This window comes from Paraburkholderia sp. DHOC27 (genome assembly GCF_003429005.1).
In the GTDB taxonomy this organism is placed as follows: Bacteria; Pseudomonadota; Gammaproteobacteria; order Burkholderiales; family Burkholderiaceae; genus Paraburkholderia.
This window is the reverse complement of record NZ_QVQV01000009.1, coordinates 234,814-250,550: the sequence shown is the minus strand read 5'-3', so window position 1 is coordinate 250,550 and position 15,737 is coordinate 234,814. Positions and strand designations below refer to the sequence as shown.

Annotated in this window: 16 protein-coding genes and 1 pseudogene; 9 read left to right on the top strand and 8 right to left on the bottom strand. The window is 62.2% G+C overall.

Features of this window, described 5'->3' with window-relative positions:
• Nucleotides 1-65: 65 nt before the first annotated feature.
• Both fucP and D0B32_RS27080 read right to left on the bottom strand, forming a co-directional pair.
• The gene (fucP, locus tag D0B32_RS27085; protein ID WP_117337395.1) at nucleotides 66-1,409 is read right to left on the bottom strand and encodes an L-fucose:H+ symporter permease; all 1,344 of its coding nucleotides are present in this window, start codon (nucleotides 1,407-1,409) and stop codon (nucleotides 66-68) included.
• 12 nt (nucleotides 1,410-1,421) lie between these two features.
• On the bottom strand, nucleotides 1,422-2,360 hold the full coding sequence (locus D0B32_RS27080) for an NAD(P)-dependent oxidoreductase (protein ID WP_117337394.1): 939 nt from the start codon (nucleotides 2,358-2,360) through the stop codon (nucleotides 1,422-1,424).
• Nucleotides 2,361-2,658: 298 nt separating this feature from the next.
• On the opposite strand from D0B32_RS27080, the gene D0B32_RS27075 reads away from it, so the two are divergent.
• The 3 genes from D0B32_RS27075 to D0B32_RS27065 are packed head-to-tail and all read left to right on the top strand — an operon-like array spanning nucleotide 2,659 to nucleotide 4,537.
• Nucleotides 2,659-3,198: a cupin domain-containing protein gene (locus D0B32_RS27075; RefSeq protein ID WP_117337393.1), complete on the top strand. Its 540-nt coding sequence runs from the start codon at nucleotides 2,659-2,661 to the stop codon at nucleotides 3,196-3,198.
• A gap of 56 nt (nucleotides 3,199-3,254) precedes the next feature.
• Nucleotides 3,255-4,181 carry a dioxygenase gene (locus tag D0B32_RS27070; protein ID WP_117337392.1) on the top strand — a complete coding sequence of 309 codons (927 nt, stop codon included), beginning with the start codon at nucleotides 3,255-3,257 and terminating at the stop codon, nucleotides 4,179-4,181.
• On the top strand, nucleotides 4,178-4,537 hold the full coding sequence (locus D0B32_RS27065) for a putative quinol monooxygenase (protein WP_117337391.1): 360 nt from the start codon (nucleotides 4,178-4,180) through the stop codon (nucleotides 4,535-4,537). Before D0B32_RS27070 ends, D0B32_RS27065 begins: the two co-directional genes overlap by 4 nt.
• 43 nt (nucleotides 4,538-4,580) lie before the next feature.
• Here D0B32_RS27065 and D0B32_RS27060 read toward each other — a convergent pair whose 3' ends face one another.
• The 5 genes and pseudogenes from D0B32_RS27060 to D0B32_RS27040 form a co-directional block, all read right to left on the bottom strand.
• On the bottom strand, nucleotides 4,581-5,543 hold the full coding sequence (locus D0B32_RS27060) for a LysR family transcriptional regulator (RefSeq protein ID WP_117337390.1): 963 nt from the start codon (nucleotides 5,541-5,543) through the stop codon (nucleotides 4,581-4,583).
• Nucleotides 5,544-5,692: 149 nt separating this feature from the next.
• Nucleotides 5,693-5,863, bottom strand: a pseudogene (locus D0B32_RS27055) (aldehyde dehydrogenase family protein); the annotation flags it as partial.
• Nucleotides 5,864-5,913: 50 nt separating this feature from the next.
• Nucleotides 5,914-6,630 carry a carboxymuconolactone decarboxylase family protein gene (locus D0B32_RS27050; protein ID WP_117337389.1) on the bottom strand — a complete coding sequence of 239 codons (717 nt, stop codon included), beginning with the start codon at nucleotides 6,628-6,630 and terminating at the stop codon, nucleotides 5,914-5,916.
• Between the two features lie 75 nt (nucleotides 6,631-6,705).
• Nucleotides 6,706-7,416, bottom strand: coding sequence for an SDR family NAD(P)-dependent oxidoreductase (locus D0B32_RS27045; RefSeq protein ID WP_117337388.1), 711 nt, complete (start codon nucleotides 7,414-7,416; stop codon nucleotides 6,706-6,708).
• A 98-nt stretch (nucleotides 7,417-7,514) separates the two neighbouring features.
• Complete coding sequence (locus D0B32_RS27040; protein ID WP_117337387.1) at nucleotides 7,515-8,645, bottom strand: alkene reductase; 1,131 nt, start codon at nucleotides 8,643-8,645, stop codon at nucleotides 7,515-7,517.
• A gap of 244 nt (nucleotides 8,646-8,889) precedes the next feature.
• Between D0B32_RS27040 and D0B32_RS27035 the strand changes: the two genes are divergently transcribed.
• From D0B32_RS27035 to D0B32_RS27025, 3 genes are all read left to right on the top strand, one after another.
• Nucleotides 8,890-9,813 carry a LysR family transcriptional regulator gene (locus tag D0B32_RS27035; RefSeq protein WP_117337386.1) on the top strand — a complete coding sequence of 308 codons (924 nt, stop codon included), beginning with the start codon at nucleotides 8,890-8,892 and terminating at the stop codon, nucleotides 9,811-9,813.
• Between the two features lie 180 nt (nucleotides 9,814-9,993).
• Complete coding sequence (locus D0B32_RS27030; protein ID WP_117337385.1) at nucleotides 9,994-11,250, top strand: cupin domain-containing protein; 1,257 nt, start codon at nucleotides 9,994-9,996, stop codon at nucleotides 11,248-11,250.
• Nucleotides 11,251-11,420: 170 nt separating this feature from the next.
• A complete protein-coding gene (locus D0B32_RS27025) occupies nucleotides 11,421-12,725 on the top strand; it encodes an Nramp family divalent metal transporter (protein ID WP_117337384.1) in 1,305 nt (434 codons plus the stop codon).
• Here the strand turns inward: D0B32_RS27025 and D0B32_RS27020 are convergent.
• Complete coding sequence (locus tag D0B32_RS27020) at nucleotides 12,612-13,754, bottom strand: LysR substrate-binding domain-containing protein (protein ID WP_117337383.1); 1,143 nt, start codon at nucleotides 13,752-13,754, stop codon at nucleotides 12,612-12,614. The two genes, D0B32_RS27025 and D0B32_RS27020, sit on opposite strands and share 114 nt — an antisense overlap.
• A gap of 248 nt (nucleotides 13,755-14,002) precedes the next feature.
• On the opposite strand from D0B32_RS27020, the gene D0B32_RS27015 reads away from it, so the two are divergent.
• From D0B32_RS27015 to D0B32_RS27005, 3 genes are all read left to right on the top strand, one after another.
• Nucleotides 14,003-14,647: a hypothetical protein gene (locus D0B32_RS27015; RefSeq protein WP_117337382.1), complete on the top strand. Its 645-nt coding sequence runs from the start codon at nucleotides 14,003-14,005 to the stop codon at nucleotides 14,645-14,647.
• A gap of 38 nt (nucleotides 14,648-14,685) precedes the next feature.
• On the top strand, nucleotides 14,686-15,000 hold the full coding sequence (locus D0B32_RS27010) for a cyclic-phosphate processing receiver domain-containing protein (protein WP_117337381.1): 315 nt from the start codon (nucleotides 14,686-14,688) through the stop codon (nucleotides 14,998-15,000).
• A 64-nt stretch (nucleotides 15,001-15,064) separates the two neighbouring features.
• Complete coding sequence (locus D0B32_RS27005; protein WP_117337380.1) at nucleotides 15,065-15,598, top strand: cupin domain-containing protein; 534 nt, start codon at nucleotides 15,065-15,067, stop codon at nucleotides 15,596-15,598.
• Nucleotides 15,599-15,737 lie beyond the last annotated feature (139 nt).

The following is a 15,737-nucleotide window of genomic DNA, read 5'->3' as shown; positions in this document are numbered from 1 at the left end:
ATTCCTTCATGGTTGACTGCATGCAAACGAAGCCTGTTTTCAGGGCTGATGAGCATTCCAGAGATTCATTCCAACACCCGCGCTGGCACGCGACGCTCCTCACCGCGAATGAACAGCGCGAAGCCCAGCACGATGGCGAAGCAGAGCACGGGCACCCAGTAGGCTGCGCCGGTGGTGAAACGGTCTGCAATCGCACCCATCAGCAACGGCGCGACCGCGCCGCCAAATAGCGCCATGACGTGGAACGAGCCGGCGCGCCCCGTACGCACGCCGAGCCCTTTGACGCCGAGCGCGAAGATGGTCGGAAACATGATCGACTCGAACAGGAACACCGCGCTCAGCGCGAGCACCGCAAGCGGACCTTCGGTGACACAGGCGGTGATGCACAGCACCAGCGAGACGACCGCGTACACCGCGAGCATCGCCGCCGCGTCGAACCGCTGCATCAGCGCGGTGGAAATGAAGCGCCCGCCGGTGAACGCGATCATCGCTCCCGACAGCATGAACGCCGCCTGGCTCACAGGCAATGCCGTCCAGTGCTCGGTGGCGAAGTTGATGAAGAACGCTGCGATGCCGACCTGAGCGGAGAAATAGAAAAACTGCGCGACGACGCTGAACACGAAGCGCCGTTCGTGTCGCAGCGGCGTCGTGTCCGCGGCGCGCGCAAGGGGTTCTGCAGCGGCCTCTCTGCCCGGTTCGGGCAACGCGATGCGCCAGAACACCAGTGCCAGCAGCAGGACGACTGCCGCGATCACGATATAGGTCGATCGCACTGATGCCGCGTTGGATGCCGCCGTAGTTGCTGCGGTAGTTGCTGCATTCACGGCCGCATTCGATGCCGCATTCACGCTGGCCGGCGCACCATGCCGGAAGAAGAACAGACCACCGATCAGCGGCCCCGCGAACGCGCCGAAGCCGGTGAACGCCTGCGCGAGATTGAGCCGGCGTGCGCCGCCATCCGGACGGCCCAGCACGGTCACGTACGGATTCGCTGCGCTCTCCAGGCAGGCCGCGCCACACGCGAGCACGAACAGCGCCATCAGGAACGGATAGAAGCGATGCAGCGCGGTAGCCGGTGCGAACAGCAGCGCGCCAAACGCGAAGACGACGAGGCCGAGCAGGATGCCGCGCTTGTAGCCATAACGATTGACGAACAGGCCAGACGGAATCGCCACGAGGAAGTACGCGCCGAAGTAGCAGGTTTGCAGCAGCGCCGACTGCATGCGCGTGACGTCGAGGGTCTGCTGGAAATGCTTGTTCAGCACATCGAGCAGACCATACGTGAGACCCCACACAAAGAACAGGCTGATCACCAGCGCGAGCGCGATGCCATGGCGCACCGTTGCAGCGGGCGCGAGCGTAGCGGGGGAAGCTGCGAGATCCGGGGACGTGGTAGTGGAAGCAGGCATGTCGCACCTCGCTCAGGCGTCGTGCTGCGGACGCGCGGTCCGCAGCGAAAGTTTGATCATCGCGGCGTAATCCTCGCTGCCCAAGCCGAATGCCGCCGCATGTTCCAGCGCCTGCGCGACCACGGAGGTGATCGGCAACGGCGTTTGGGAGTCGGCACCGGCTTGCAGAATCAGCCCGACGTCCTTGCGCATCTGATCGACGGTGAAGGTCGGCGAGTAGTCGTGCGAAACCAGTTGTTGCGCCTTGGCCTTCACGATTGGTGAGGCCACCGCGCTCGCGCACAGCACCTGCCACATGTCGCTCCAGTCGAGGCCGCCCTGCTTGCCGATGGCGAGCGCTTCAGCGAGCATGCCGACTGTGTTTGCCACCATCGAATTGATCACGAGCTTCATCACGCGGGCCTGCTCCGCCTCGCCCACATAGAACTGCGACGGCCCCAGCAAGCGCAGCAGCGGCAGCACGCGCTGATAAAGGGCGAAGGGGCCAGACGCGATGGTGGTCAGTTGTGCGTGCTCGGCCATCCGCGCATTGCCCGACACAGTGACCCGCAGATAGTCGATGCCCGCTTCGGCGAAGACCTGTGCCACGCGGGCCGAGACCTTCGTCGAGACGGTACTGGTGTCGATGTAGAGCTGGCCGGGTCGGACGCACGTGGCCAGCTCGCCAGCTACCGCTTCGAACGCGGCATCGTGCGGTAGCGACGTGATCAGGATCGCAGCCGTATCGGTCACGGCCTCCAGCGTGTCCAGCACGGGCAGGCCGGCTGCGCGCGCCAGCGCTGCGCGTTCGCTGCTGGCGTCGAAGGCTGACACACGGTGGCCATGCCGGTGCAGATGCTCGGCCATCGGCAGGCCGAGCTTGCCGACGCCCACGAAGCCGATGTCGAAGAGAAGGTCCTCGTTAGCAGAACGCGTATCGCGTTCTACCGAGGCGCAAGCGGTGTCGTCCATGAATGTCTCCTGGTTCGCATGAATCCCGCCGGCCATGAGTGTGAATGCCGACGTTGTGAAGCGATCGTAGGCGGCGGCGCGTGCTCGCGTCCAACACCGATTCTTTCTGAAGCCGATAACCGTTTGTTATCGACGGCCCGGCGCCTGACTCTGCCGAATGCGCAGCGCCGATGCCGGCAAGTTATCGAGCCGGTCAGAAAATGGTGTTGGATTTCGCGAGACGCGCTGAATACGATCGGGTTGTGGGCTGGCAACACGCCAGTCACGCTCAATCACTACTCATGGAGAAACACCGATCATGGACATCACACCGGAGCAGATGGAAGCGACGCGCATCGCGCGCTGGGGCAAGGTCGAACCGTACGGCGAGACCTTCATCGAAAGCAGACTGCCGGGCTTCGAAAAGCGCCTCTACAAGATCATCAACCGTGGCGTGCTCGAAAACAAAGGCGTGCAACCCGCTATCGAAGGCGCGCATCGCTTCGGCGTCACCTTGATCGAAGTGCCGGTTGGCCAGGGCGCGAATCTGCATTCCCATAAGACGGAAGAAGTGTTCTTTCCGCTCAATGGGAGGATGATCGTGATCTGGGGTGAGCACGGCGAGCATCAGATCGAGTTGAACCAGTGGGATTGCATCTCGATGCCAACCGGCGTCATGCGCGGCTTTCGCAATCCGAACGACCACGCTCTCGTGATCTATTCGGTGGTGGGCGGCACGGATGAAGAAGTGGGGCGAATCGAATGGCACCCTGACGTATTGAAGGCCGCCGAAAGCACCGGCCTTCAATATGACGATACCGGCTATCTGAAGAACGAAGCGCAACTGGCCGACCGCTAACGCGGACTCACGAAGCCAGACCCTGCGCGCGAACCCATGCAGGAGACGAAGTACCTATGAAATCATCCGCACAAGCCGCCGCAACGGCGACGCCGTTAGCGGCGCAACACCGCGAGGCGCTCCCCGCCACGCCCGAGGCTTTGCTCGACGCCGTGCTGGCCGCTAACCGCGGCACGACGAATCCACGTCTCAAGCAGATACTCGACGCGTTGCTTCGTCATCTGCATGCGTTCGCCGTCGAAGTCGATCTCAGCTACCAGGAACTGGAAGTCGGGCTCGACTTCCTCGTGCGCATCGGCAAGGCGACCGGCCCTGAAAAACACGAGGGCATTCTGCTCGCGGACATTCTTGGCCTCGCCACGCTCGTGGGTCTGATCGACGCGAAGCGTTCGCTCGCCGCGGGCGGCACCGAGCCGGCGCTGATCGGCCCATTCTGGCGCGCCGCTCAACCGCTGCGCGAGAATGGCGCGCCGATCGCCGCCGAGGGCACGCCGGGTGAGCGGCTGTTCGTGAGTGGCCGGATTTTGTCGCTCGATGGCGAGCCGATCGCCAATGCACGGGTCGAAACCTGGCAGGCGTCGCCTGGCGGCCTCTACGAGAACCAGGACCCGCATCAGGAGGAAATGAATCTGCGTGGCCGTTTTCAGACCGATGCCGATGGGCGCTTCTCGTTTCACAGCGTGCGGCCTTCGGGCTATGCGGTGCCCGTCGACGGTCCGTGCGGCGAACTGCTCGACGCGCAGCAACGGGCGATCATGCGGCCCGCGCATCTGCATTTCATCGTGATGGCGGAAGGCTACAAGACGCTCGCCACGCAGATTTTCGATGCCGACGATCCGAATGCCTATCGCGATGTCGTGTTCGGTGCGGTCGGTTCGCTGCTGCATCGGTTCGAACGGCAGTCGGATGGGAGCTTCAGGCTCGACCTCGATCTGAAACTCGAAGCGGGCACGATGCGCGTGCCGATGTGTCCGCTGCCATGACATCATCGTTCGCGCCTGCTAAGGGCGAGGAGGCCGTCGTCACGGCCATCACGATCTTCGCCACGTTCGTGCCGAAGCCAGGTTGCGAAGCCGAGGTGCAGCACGCGTTGCAGGCAGTGGTGCCGCCTACGCGCGATGAGCCGGGCTGCCTGCGCTTCGATCTATACGTGGGCCGCGGACCCGACATGACATTCCGGATGTTCGAGATCTTTGCGAGCCAGCAGGCGCTGGACGCGCATCGCGAGACCGGCCATTACCGCGCGTATCGCGCGACCGTGATGCCGTTGCTGGAATTGGCGCCCGTCGTGGTGACGATGGCGCCACTCGATGCGGCGAGCCACGTGGACATGCCGTAAACGAGTGACGAGGTGCGCGCCCCGCACCTCGTCATCTCACGTTTTATTCGTCACGTGTACCCGTTTCCTCGACGGGCGTTTCATGCGCCTGCGCCATCGGCCAGTCGCCGGCGCTGATCATCATCGCCACGAGCGCGCGGATCGTGCTCATCAGCGCGATGGTCGCGCTCGAAGGCGGCCGCTGACGCGCGTGCGCGAGAAAACGCTCCAGCACCAGACCGTCGATGGGCACCGCGCGCAGTTGTCCCGCCTGAATCTCGCGCCGCACGGCGGAGGCGACATGCACCGTCCAGCCGGCACCGTCCACGACGAGTTGCGCGGCGACGTCGGCGGATTCGACTTCCATCACGTCGTTTAGCACGAGGTTCGCGTTCGCGGCACCACGCTCGACCGCGAGCCGCACACCGGATTTTTGCAGGCCGGCGAGCACCAGCGGCACGTTGCCGAGCGCCTCGACAGGCAGCGACGCTCCTGCAAGCCGCGCGTCGCTCGCAGGCCCGATTGCGCACAGCTTTTCGATAAGCAAAGGCTCCGCATGAATCTGTGCGGGCGCGGCGATCGGGCCGGTGAGCAGGGCGACGTCCAGCGTGCCGCGTTCGAGCGCATCCGAGAGCGAGGGCGAAAAACTTTCGTTGACGCGCAGCCGCACTTCCGGATAACGGTCGCGCAGCACACGTGTGAGCGGCACCACGAAAAACGCGGCGAACGCGGGCGGCAAACCGAGCGCGACGGTGCCGCGCGGCGTGCCTTGAAGATCCATGATGTCGACGCGGATCTGGTCCGCGTAGCGCAGCAGAAAGGTTGCGCGATCCAGCAGCAGTTCGCCTTCGCGCGTGAGCGATGCGCCACGCGAATGACGTTCGACGAGCTTCACACCGAGTTCGGCTTCGAGCAACTGCACCTGACGGCTGAGCGCCGGCTGCGCGATGTGCAGCACGGCAGCGGCCCGCCCAAAATGCTGATGGGCGGCGAGCACGGTGAAATAGCGCAGTTGACGTAGATCCATCACGGTATGCGAGGCCGGGTGGTGGACACCGGCGCTCGTCGGGTTGGCGATTGGGAAGGTGCAGCTATCTTAGTCGAGAACCCTGCGTGGCGCCGCAAAAATGCTCGAAAACGCTTTGCGTTCCCGCGGTGCGCTCTTGAGGCGCCCGCTCAACCCTTGGCAATACTGAGCACATGCGGCTGCGTCACTGACTTCAGGCCATCAATGCCGAACTCGACACCCCATCCCGAGCGCTTCACGCCGCCGAACGGCACCATTGGATGAATGGCGCCATGCTGGTTGATCCACACGGTGCCCGCCTGGATCTGTGCGGCTACGGCCGTGGCTCTTCGGCGTTACGCTGATCTCACGCGCAAGTCGTCCCGGGCACTCATTTGTACCGCTGCTCCAACACCTCTTTCACGATGGGCAGCGCCGTAAACGCACTGGACCAGCCCACATAAAACGCCAGTTGCGTCATCACTTCCGACATCTGTTCGCGGCTCACGCCGTTGTCGAGTGCGCGTCTGACGTAGCCGGCCAGTTGCGGAAACTGCCCGGTGGCCACCACCGTACTCACCGTCGCAAGACTGCGATCGCGCGTCGCGAGGCCGGGACGCAGCCACAGGTCGCCGAAGAGGGTGTCGGTGGAAAACTGCACGAGTCCGGGCGCCACCGCGCCGAAATGCTCCGCGGCAGTTTCGAGTTGCGCGACGGCTGCCGCGTCGATGGGAAGCAGATCCACGGAAGCAGGCGCCAGTTGGGAGGCGTCGATCGAGCGTCGTTCGAACACGGGTCTCGTTGCCTGCGCGGCTGCGAGCGCATTGCCCCAGCCCGAGTAAAACGCGAGGTGCGCGATAAGCTCGGAAATCTCACCAGGTTCGAGGCCGCTATCGAGCGCGAGTTCGACGTAATACGGCAACTCAGTGCTCTGATGGCGCGCAATCATCACCGACAGCGTCACGATGCTGCGGTCGCGTGGCGACAATTGCGGGCGCTTCCACAGGCCGCCGAGCAGAACCTCGGTCGTATAGCGTTCGAGTGCGGGCGAGACGGCGCGGACATCGTCGAGCGCATCGAAAAAGGGGGCGCGAGAGGGGAGTTTCATACCTGTCCTGATTCGATTGACACGCGGCGGTGAAGCAACAAGGGAATGTCGCGACCGCCGCGCGCATCGTGCTGCTTAACGGCCTGCGCTCTGCCCGCCGTCGACGTGCAGAATCTCGCCGGTAATGAACGGTGCCGAATCGAGGAACAGGATGGCGTTGGTGATATCGCTCATTTCGCCCATACGGCCCAGCGGGTGCAGACCATCCAGCATGTCGTGATACTCCACCGGGTGCATCGGCGTCTTGATCACGCCAGGCGCTACGGCGTTGACGCGAATGCCTTTCTTTGCGTACTCGATAGCGAGTGATTTCGTGGCGGCGTTCAGGCCACCTTTCGTGAGCGCGGCCAGCACCGAATAGACGCCGCTGATGGCCTGATCCACGACGCTCGCGGTCACACTCACCACGTGACCGCCCGCCTGCTTTTCCATTTCGGCGATGGCGAGTTGCGTAATGTAGTAGAAGCCCGCCATGTTCACGTTCGTCACGGCTTCATAGTCTTCACGCGAGTTCTCCGTGAACGGTTTGCCGATGTAAATGCCGGCGTTGTTCACCAGCGTGTCGATGCGGCCGAACTTCGCGAGACCTTCCGAAATGACGCGGCGGGCGGTGCCAGGATCGCCAATATCGCCGGCGACGGTCAGGATGTTGGGGTCTTCCGACGGCTTGATGGAACGTGAAGTCGCCACGACGCGATAGTCGAGTTTGCGGAACGCCTTGACGACTTCGGCGCCGATGCCTTGCGACGCGCCAGTTACGATGACAACCTTTTGTGCTGCGCTCATGCTGCTACTCCAAAAAATAGGGCTCTGGTTTTGACGCCGTTCGCACCAATGCGTGGTGGCGTCGGTTGAAAGAAGAAACGGGATGCCCCGTGCGCAATCTAACTCGCGCTATAGGGCGTGTAGTCGATGTAGCCTGCCGCACCACCGCCGTAAAACGTCGCGGGATCGGGCGGCGTCAGCGGCCAGCGGTTTTGCAGCCGCGCGACAAGATCGGGATTGCTAACGAAACTTGCACCGAACGCGGCGAGGTCGATGAGATTACTCTCGATCATCTGCTCGGCGTGTTCGCGCGTCATGCCACCCGCCAGCATGAGCGCGGTACGTGGAAGATGCGCTTTCATTTTCCGCAGGAGTCCATTGAATCCCGCTTCGCCCTCGGTTTCGATGACGTTGTCCAGCCGCGCGAAGCCCGACTGATTCATGACGTGCACATAGGCCAGTTGCCGCTGCCCGAGTTGCCTCGCGAGTTCCGTGTAAGTCGTGTCGATCTCGTCATAGAGGGGCATGTCGAACAGCTTTCCATACGGCGAGATGCGAATGCCTGTGCGCTTCGCACCGATCCTTTGCACCACGGCGTCGACCACTTCGAGCACGAAACGCAAGCGGCTTTCGACGGTCCCGGCGTCATAGTGATCAGTGCGGTCATTGACGAGCGGATTGATGAACTGCTCCAGCAAATAGCCATTGGCACCGTGAATCTCGACACCGTCGAAGCCGGCTTCGACGGCGTTGTCGGCAGCCTGCGCAAAGTCCTCCACGACGAGCGCAATCTCGCTGGTTTCCAGTTGACGCGGCGCTGGTGGTTCCACGAAACCGGGCTTGCCGGTTTCGTCGTAGCCGAACGCGGCGGCACCTACCGGGCGCTTCGACGAGCCACTCACGGGCAGGCGGCCGTCCTTATAGATCGACGGATGCGAGACCCGGCCAACATGCCAGATCTGCGCAAAGATCTTGCCGCCCACTGCGTGAACGGACTGCGTGGTCAGCCGCCATCCGGCGATCTGCTCCGCACTGAAAATGCCGGGATTGAACAGATAGCCTTGACCCTCGTGAGAGATGGGCGTGCCCTCGCTAATGATCAGGCCGGCGGTGGCGCGCTGCGTGTAGTAGAGCGCGGTGCGCTCGTCCGCGATGTCGTCAGGAGCGCGCGAGCGTGTCAGCGGCGCCATGACAACGCGATTCCTGAGCGTCATGCCCTGGAGGTCGAAGGTTTCGAAGAGGGTGGTCATCGTATGGGGAGAAACGGGTGAGCTGGATGGCGTGAACGCCGACGAAGAGGATGGTAGGCGAAGGTGTTATCTGCAACAATTCATTGGCGCAGCAAATCAATTTTGTCGAAACAGCATTCCGCTCCAATTTGCCCGGCGCTTCACCCGCGCATGAATGTCACGAACTCGCGCAACGACGGGTGCTGCCGCTGCGCCCGGCAGGCGTGTTCAGCGCGCGGGCCGCCTCATGGCCGGGGAGACAACCATGAACATCCAGGCCTTACGCTACTTTTTGATGGTCGTGACGACCGGCAGTTTTCTCGCGACGGCCCGTCACTTTGAAGTCCCTGCGTCATCAGTGTCGCGCTTTGTTGCCTCATTGGAAAAAGAGCTGGGACAGCAGTTGTTTTATCGGAGCACGCGAGCGGTCAGGCTCACCGAAGAGGGACAGCGCTACTACTCGCAGGTGCGTGAAGCAATCGAGTTGCTCGATAGCGCTGCCGAACAACTTACGAGTGGCGCGGCCGGCATTCGCGGACTGGTCAGGATCAATGCGCCGGAAGCACTCGGCAGGCTGCACATTGCCCGGCTGGTCAACCAGTTGCAGGACCAGTACCCCGACGTGTCGGTTGAACTCACGCTGACGGATGCGTTCATCGATCCCGTGCAGGAAGGCACCGATGTGACGATTCGCGTCGGGCGGCTGGTGGACTCCGGGCTGATCGGCAAGGTGGTCAGTGCGCACAGCTACCGGCTTGCCGCGAGTCCGGAATACCTCGCGCGGTGCGGCATTCCACAGAACCCCGCAGACCTCATGCAGCACAACTGCCTGCTGTACAAGGGGCAGCAAGGGTCGCAGCGATGGTATTTCAGGCGCTCGTCCGCGGAGCACTTCGAGTGGCTCGACGTGAGCGGCTCCTTGCGAAGCAACAATGCGGAGGTGCTGGTGTCGGCGACCCTGGCAGGGCGGGGCATCGTGCTGTTTCCAAGCTGGCTGTTCGCGCCGCAGAGTTTCAGACAGGGGCAACTCGTGAGCCTGCTGACCGACTGGGATATCTCCGCGTCGGCCGAAGCGTTGTACATCCAGCTCCTTTCACCGGAGAACCGCCTGCGCTCGCACAAGGTGCGCGAGGTGTCGGCTTTCCTCGTCGATGCGATTGGCTCACCGCCGTACTGGGACGATCTGTAGGGATGTCTATCGTAGTGGCATTCGCGTCGCGCCTGTATCAAACGTTCTTATAGTTTGCGCAATAAATCCTGATTAGTCATTCGCGTCCCGCCTTCCTACCATGTGTGGCACGGCAACGGGATACCGTCCTGCGGCTGCGGTCCACACCCCGGCAGAAAAACTAATCAGGAGAACGTAGACATGACTGATCTGACTCGTCGTAACGTATTGGTCGGCGCCGCGGCCGGAGTCGTCGCGCTCGGCGCTTCGGCCGTCGCCAAGGCTGCGGAGTTCGGCAATCCCGACAGTCCGCCGCAAGGCAGCATCAACTCGACGCCCGCGGCGCTGTCCGAGCCGGGGCCGCAGAATCCGCAACTGCGAGACGTGTTGCCCTCGTTCAACAACCCACCGGCTACCGATGTCGGCGGTATGCCGATTCCCTGGGCCTCGTTCAACGAAGCGCACAAGCGCATTCAGTCGGGCGGCTGGGCGCGCGAAGTCACGACCAAGGCGTTTCCCGTATCGAAGGATATTGCCGGCGTGAACATGCGCCTCGGGCCGGGTGGTGTGCGGGAGTTGCACTGGCACCAGCAGGCCGAGTGGGCCATCATGGTGAGCGGCGACGTTCGTATCACGACCATTGATACGAAAGGCCGCGCGGAGGTTGCCGATGTGCAGTCCGGCGACATCTGGTATTTCCCGCCGGGGCTGCCGCACTCGCTGCAGGGCGTGGGCGACAACGGCGGCGAATTCGTGCTGGCCTTCGATAACGGCGCGGCGGGTGAATTCAACACGCTGATGGTGACGGACTGGTTCGCGCATACGCCGCCTGAAATTCTGGCGCAAAACTTCGGCGTGCCGGCCGAGAAATTCAAGGACATCCCGCTCGACCAGTTGTGGATCTATCAGGGCGCCAAGGCGGGTCCACTGGTAGCGGACCAGGCGTACTGCGCGTCGCCGGCGGGTCGTCCGGATCACCCGTTCATTTTCCGCATGAGTGCCATGACGCCGACCGTCTCGAGCGCGGGCGGCGAAGTGCGCATTGTCGACAGTCACAACTTCCCGGTTTCGAAAACCGTGGCAGCCGCGCTCGTGACAGTCCGGCCAGGTGGTCTGCGCGAATTGCACTGGCACCCGGACAACGACGAGTGGCAGTACTACATCAAGGGCAGCGGCCGCATGACGGTGTTCAACACGGGGCCGGCGGCGCAGACGGTGGACTTCAATCCGGGTGACGTGGGTTACGTCGAGAAAAACCTCGGTCACTACATCAAGAACACCGGCAAGGATGATCTCGTGTTTCTGGAGATATTCAAGTCGGACCACTTCTCGGAAGTGACGCTGTCGCAATGGCTTGCCAATGTGCCGCGTCAGATGCTCAAGGAACATTTGCGCGTCGATGAGGAAACGCTGGACGCGATCCATAAACTGAAGCAGCGCCAGGACGTGCTGGCATAACGTGCCTGCATGAGCACGACCGTCGTGTAGCAACGGGTGCCGTGGGCCCGCGGGTTCGATCAGAACTGCCGGGCCACGGCGCGTAGAGGATTCGATGCTGTCTGCGCCGGTAACGGAGCAGGGTATCGAGTCCCACCGATACCACGCAACACTGAGAAGAGGCGTTCATCATGTTGATGGCAATTAAACGAACCGCTGGCTACGCGCTTTCCGGGGACGCGACCGCCGACACCGTAACGGCGATGCGCGACACGCTCGACAACAACCGCCGTGGCATACGTGCGCTACTTCCGTTCGCCGGACCTGCGGTGATCGCCTCGGTCGGCTACATGGACCCCGGCAACTTCGTGACCAACATCCAGGCGGGTTCGACCTATGGATACGAACTGCTCTGGGTGGTGCTGCTCGCGAGCCTCGTGGCGATGCTGTTTCAGGCCATGTCCGCGAAAGTCGGGATCGTCACCGGCCGCAGTCTCGCGGAGCTGTGCCGCGACGAGTTTCCGCGTCCGGTCGTGGTGGCCATGTGGATCGGTTCGGAAATCGCCGCTGTGGCAACCGACCTGGCCGAATTCATGGGCGCGGCGCTCGGCATCTCGCTCCTGTTCCATCTGGCGATGGGCTGGGGTCTGCTGATCACCGGGGTGGTGACGATCGGCATCCTGACGCTCGACAAAAAGGGCTTCCGTCCACTGGAAATCGTGATCGCCGTGCTCATCACGGTAATCGGTCTGAGTTATCTCTGCGAGCTTTTCATCGCGCCGCCAAACTGGCACGCCGCGCTCTTTCATACCTTCGTGCCGCATCTGCACGGCAACGACGCGTTGATGCTCGCGGTGGGCATCGTGGGCGCCACCATCATGCCGCACACGATTTATCTGCACTCGGGCCTGACACAGAATCGTGCGCCAGCCCGCAACGACTATCAACGCAGCAGGCTGGTGCGGTTTTCGAACCGCGAAGTGGTGATCGCACTGGGCTTCGCCGGCCTCGTGAATCTGGCGATGGTGACGATGTCGGCTTCAGTGTTCAGCAAGAAAGCGCCAGGCATCTCGGACATCGCGGTGGCGTATCACACGCTGACGCCCGTGCTGGGTGCCGGCGCGGCCGCGTTGTTTCTGGTGTCGCTGCTGGCTTCGGGCATCTCCAGTTCGGTGGTGGGCACGATGGCGGGCCAGAACATCATGCAGGGCTTTGTCGGCTTCAGGACGCCGGTGCTGTTGCGGCGCCTCATCACGATGGTACCGGCGGTCATTGTCTGCATGACCTGCAATCCAATGACCGCCATGATCGATAGCCAGATCGTGCTCAGCATCATCTTGCCGGTACCGCTCGTCGCCCTCGTCGTCCTGTCGTCGCGACGTTCAGTGATGGGCCGCTTTATGGCGAGCCGCAAGCTGATCGGCGTCGCTGTCGTCGCCACCGCTGTGATTCTGGTGCTGAACGTGCTGCTGATCTGGCAATCCGTCGCTTCGTAACAGTGCGCGAGTGCGCAGGGCGACTTCGTGGCGCGCGCTGAGGGCAGCAAAGGCTTGCGTTTCCCGCGCCGCGTGCTCAGGAACCGGAAAATCCATCATGCCCGTCTGCACGCTGTCGATTCCCGTGAAGTGTTCGAGCCGCGCGCCGCCCTCGGTGAGAAGAAATTGCCGGAAATCAAGGGCTGCCGGTGGCAGATGGCGGTCCGCGCAATGGACCACGCACCAGTGGCGTTTGAGCGGAAAACCCTGCACGTCGAGTACCTTGAGCAGACCCGCACGCACCTCGGACTGAACCGTGTGCGCCGCGAGCAGACTGATACCCATACCGGCCATGACCGATTGCTTGATGGCTTCGGAGCAGCCGATCTCCATGAAGCGCGGTGTGGATTCGCGGCTGCAGAAGGTATCGTTGGCCGCGCTGCGCGTGTCGGTGCCGCTCTCTCTGACGAGCAGGCATTCGAGCGCGATGCGCGCATAGGGGATGTCCGCTTCGTCAGCGAGCGGATGGGTGGGGGCGGCGACCAGCACGAACGCGTTGGGTGCGAACGTCTCGGCGACGATCGTGGGATCATCCGGCGCGTGGACCATCACTGCGAGATCGATCTGGTCGCTGCGCAAGAGGCCGATGAGCTGATCGCGACTGCGCACCGTCATGTCGAGGTCGATCTGATTTCTGTCGTGCATGAACGCGCTGATCAGACGCGGAAAGAAATAGCTGCCGGAGGTAATCAGCCCGACGCGCAGACGTTGTGCCTCGCCGCTGCGCAGGTTCGCGATGGATTGCTCGGCAGCTTTTAGATCCGCCAGAATCACCATGCTGTGACGCAGCAGCAGCTTGCCGGCTTCGGTGAGCAGAATGCGTCTGCCGATGTGGCTAAACAGCGGCAAGCCCGCCTGATCCTCCATTTGCTTTACCTGCATGGATACGGCCGGCTGTGTGAGGTGCAGATCCTCGGCGGCGCGCGAGAAACTCAAATTGCGCGCCACGCTTTCAAAAGCCTTTAACTGGCGAATCGTTATATTTTTCATATGATGTCGCGTCTCCTGGGTTGGACCGCCGTGGCGCGTCCGCAAACTTTGGAGAGCGCCTCGTCGCAGTGTAGTGGCTTTTCAGTCGCCGATACTGTGCACTGCATCATCGGCGTTGGCGGCTGCGATGTTACGGATTGCTGACGGTGCGGGCGTCGAGGGTCGAGCGTAGATCTGTTGAACCAGCGTTTTTCGTATCCGTTAGACTAGCTGCCAATCACAATCAAGAAGACGGCTGAACCTGCACGATGGCGACGGGATATTCGGACGAGGTACGTTATTACCCGTGGGTCGGGGACCACTATTCGAAACAGCAACAGCGCTGGCTGGTTCTCGGCGAATCGAGCTACGAATTGCAGTTGACCGAGACGCACGCTGTCACCCACATGATCAGGGCGCACTGCGGGGACTCCACCAGCACATTCGAAACAGGCCGGTACAGGGTATGTGCGGCGGCGGAGCGACTGATCACCGGCTGTGAAGATCCTGCACCGGTGCATTTCTGGCAGACGGTCGCCTTCTACAACTACGTGCGGGATAGCATGGCGGGGGCGAAGGCCCGGCCGACCACCTTGCAGTTCAGACAGTCTCTTGCAGCGTTCAACGAGGTGGTGTGCAGACTCAGGCCGACGGTCGTGCTCGTGCTGGGCATCAGGCTGTGGGATGTGCTGCCCGGTGAGCGTGACGGATGGACGAAGGGCCCCGAACTGGCGCTCTCGATGCCAACCAACGCGCGAAAGTTGAGCCTCTGGACAGGTCGCGCTCAACATGCCAGTGAGTCGCACGAATTTACTTGTTTTCCGGTTGCGCATCCGTCGAGCCGGCGTTTCGCTTCGAGCCGCTGGAAGGACTGGATGGACGCGGCGAAGGCTTGCATCGCGGCGCAAAGCTAGACGATCCTGAGGGCCCTTATGAGTGGGGAAAGAATCTGATGCCTTATCGACTGTTCATCGACGACATCCGCGATCCTGTGAGCGACGACTGGCAGATCGCACGGACGTCGGCGGAAGCGATTGGTTTGCTGGAGAAGCTCGGGTGCCCACGAGAAATCTCCTTTGATCATGATCTGGGAGGCGACGACACGGCGATGGTGGTGGTGAGGTGGCTGATTGATAGGGATCTGGATTCGGGCGGCCGCTTTATCCCACCCAACTTCATCTACTCGATTCACAGTGCGAATCCGGTTGGGCGTGAGAACATTCGCGGACTGCTCGATCAGTATCTGGTCGTGCGCGGCCGGACATAACAGGTTGGGCAGCGCACATCAAACGCGTTGTACTTGTTCATGAACAGATCACGGAGGAGCGAACATGGAGCGTGAGGAGAAAGCCGAAAAAGACATTGCACCCAACGTCGTGAACGTGGACAGCGTGCAGGAAATCGAGCGTCTGAATGGCGAGCATTGGGGCAGCGCGTGGAAGCCCTTGACGCCACTCATGGACGGCATGCCCGGCCGGCTCGGCGCCAACGTTTCGCGGGTGCCGCCCGGGCGGACGGCGTGCCCGTTTCACACGCATGCGCGCGAAGACGAGATTTTCTTTGTGCTCTCTGGGCGAGGCGTGTTTCGCTACGGTGACACCATTCAGGAGATTCGTGCCGGTGACTGCATTTCGTGCCCGGCGGGCACGGGCGTGGCCCATCAACTGGCCAATCCGTTCGATGAGGATCTGGTCTTTTTCGCGGTTGGCTTGAACGACCCACATGAGGTGTGCACGTATCCGGACAGCGGCAAGGTCCTGATCCGCAGTTTGCAAGCGGTGGGGCGGATTGCTGAAGTGCCTTATATGGACGGGGAAGGGGACGAGCCGAAGGTGCTGCAGATGGCGCGGCGGTTTCGTGCTTAGTTTCGTGCCTAGGGTGGGCGGACCCCCACCCACACCCCACCGTCACAAAACCTTCATTAAATAATCCGCTCAGGATGCCGTAATCCAGTCGCCTTGCTGTGCGATATGCGCGGCGTTTTGTTCCTGATAGATGCCATTC

Excerpts from the sequence above, each read along its gene's own strand:
- fucP (WP_117337395.1), bottom strand. The coding sequence starts at position 1,409 with ATGCCTGCTTCCACTACCACGTCCCCGGATCTCGCAGCTTCCCCCGCT.
- D0B32_RS27080 (WP_117337394.1), bottom strand. The coding sequence starts at position 2,360 with ATGGACGACACCGCTTGCGCCTCGGTAGAACGCGATACGCGTTCTGCT.
- D0B32_RS27075 (WP_117337393.1), top strand. The coding sequence starts at position 2,659 with ATGGACATCACACCGGAGCAGATGGAAGCGACGCGCATCGCGCGCTGG.
- D0B32_RS27070 (WP_117337392.1), top strand. The coding sequence starts at position 3,255 with ATGAAATCATCCGCACAAGCCGCCGCAACGGCGACGCCGTTAGCGGCG.
- D0B32_RS27065 (WP_117337391.1), top strand. The coding sequence starts at position 4,178 with ATGACATCATCGTTCGCGCCTGCTAAGGGCGAGGAGGCCGTCGTCACG.
- D0B32_RS27060 (WP_117337390.1), bottom strand. The coding sequence starts at position 5,543 with ATGGATCTACGTCAACTGCGCTATTTCACCGTGCTCGCCGCCCATCAG.
- D0B32_RS27050 (WP_117337389.1), bottom strand. The coding sequence starts at position 6,630 with ATGAAACTCCCCTCTCGCGCCCCCTTTTTCGATGCGCTCGACGATGTC.
- D0B32_RS27045 (WP_117337388.1), bottom strand. The coding sequence starts at position 7,416 with ATGAGCGCAGCACAAAAGGTTGTCATCGTAACTGGCGCGTCGCAAGGC.
- D0B32_RS27040 (WP_117337387.1), bottom strand. The coding sequence starts at position 8,645 with ATGACCACCCTCTTCGAAACCTTCGACCTCCAGGGCATGACGCTCAGG.
- D0B32_RS27035 (WP_117337386.1), top strand. The coding sequence starts at position 8,890 with ATGAACATCCAGGCCTTACGCTACTTTTTGATGGTCGTGACGACCGGC.
- D0B32_RS27030 (WP_117337385.1), top strand. The coding sequence starts at position 9,994 with ATGACTGATCTGACTCGTCGTAACGTATTGGTCGGCGCCGCGGCCGGA.
- D0B32_RS27025 (WP_117337384.1), top strand. The coding sequence starts at position 11,421 with ATGTTGATGGCAATTAAACGAACCGCTGGCTACGCGCTTTCCGGGGAC.
- D0B32_RS27020 (WP_117337383.1), bottom strand. The coding sequence starts at position 13,754 with ATGAAAAATATAACGATTCGCCAGTTAAAGGCTTTTGAAAGCGTGGCG.
- D0B32_RS27015 (WP_117337382.1), top strand. The coding sequence starts at position 14,003 with ATGGCGACGGGATATTCGGACGAGGTACGTTATTACCCGTGGGTCGGG.
- D0B32_RS27010 (WP_117337381.1), top strand. The coding sequence starts at position 14,686 with ATGCCTTATCGACTGTTCATCGACGACATCCGCGATCCTGTGAGCGAC.
- D0B32_RS27005 (WP_117337380.1), top strand. The coding sequence starts at position 15,065 with ATGGAGCGTGAGGAGAAAGCCGAAAAAGACATTGCACCCAACGTCGTG.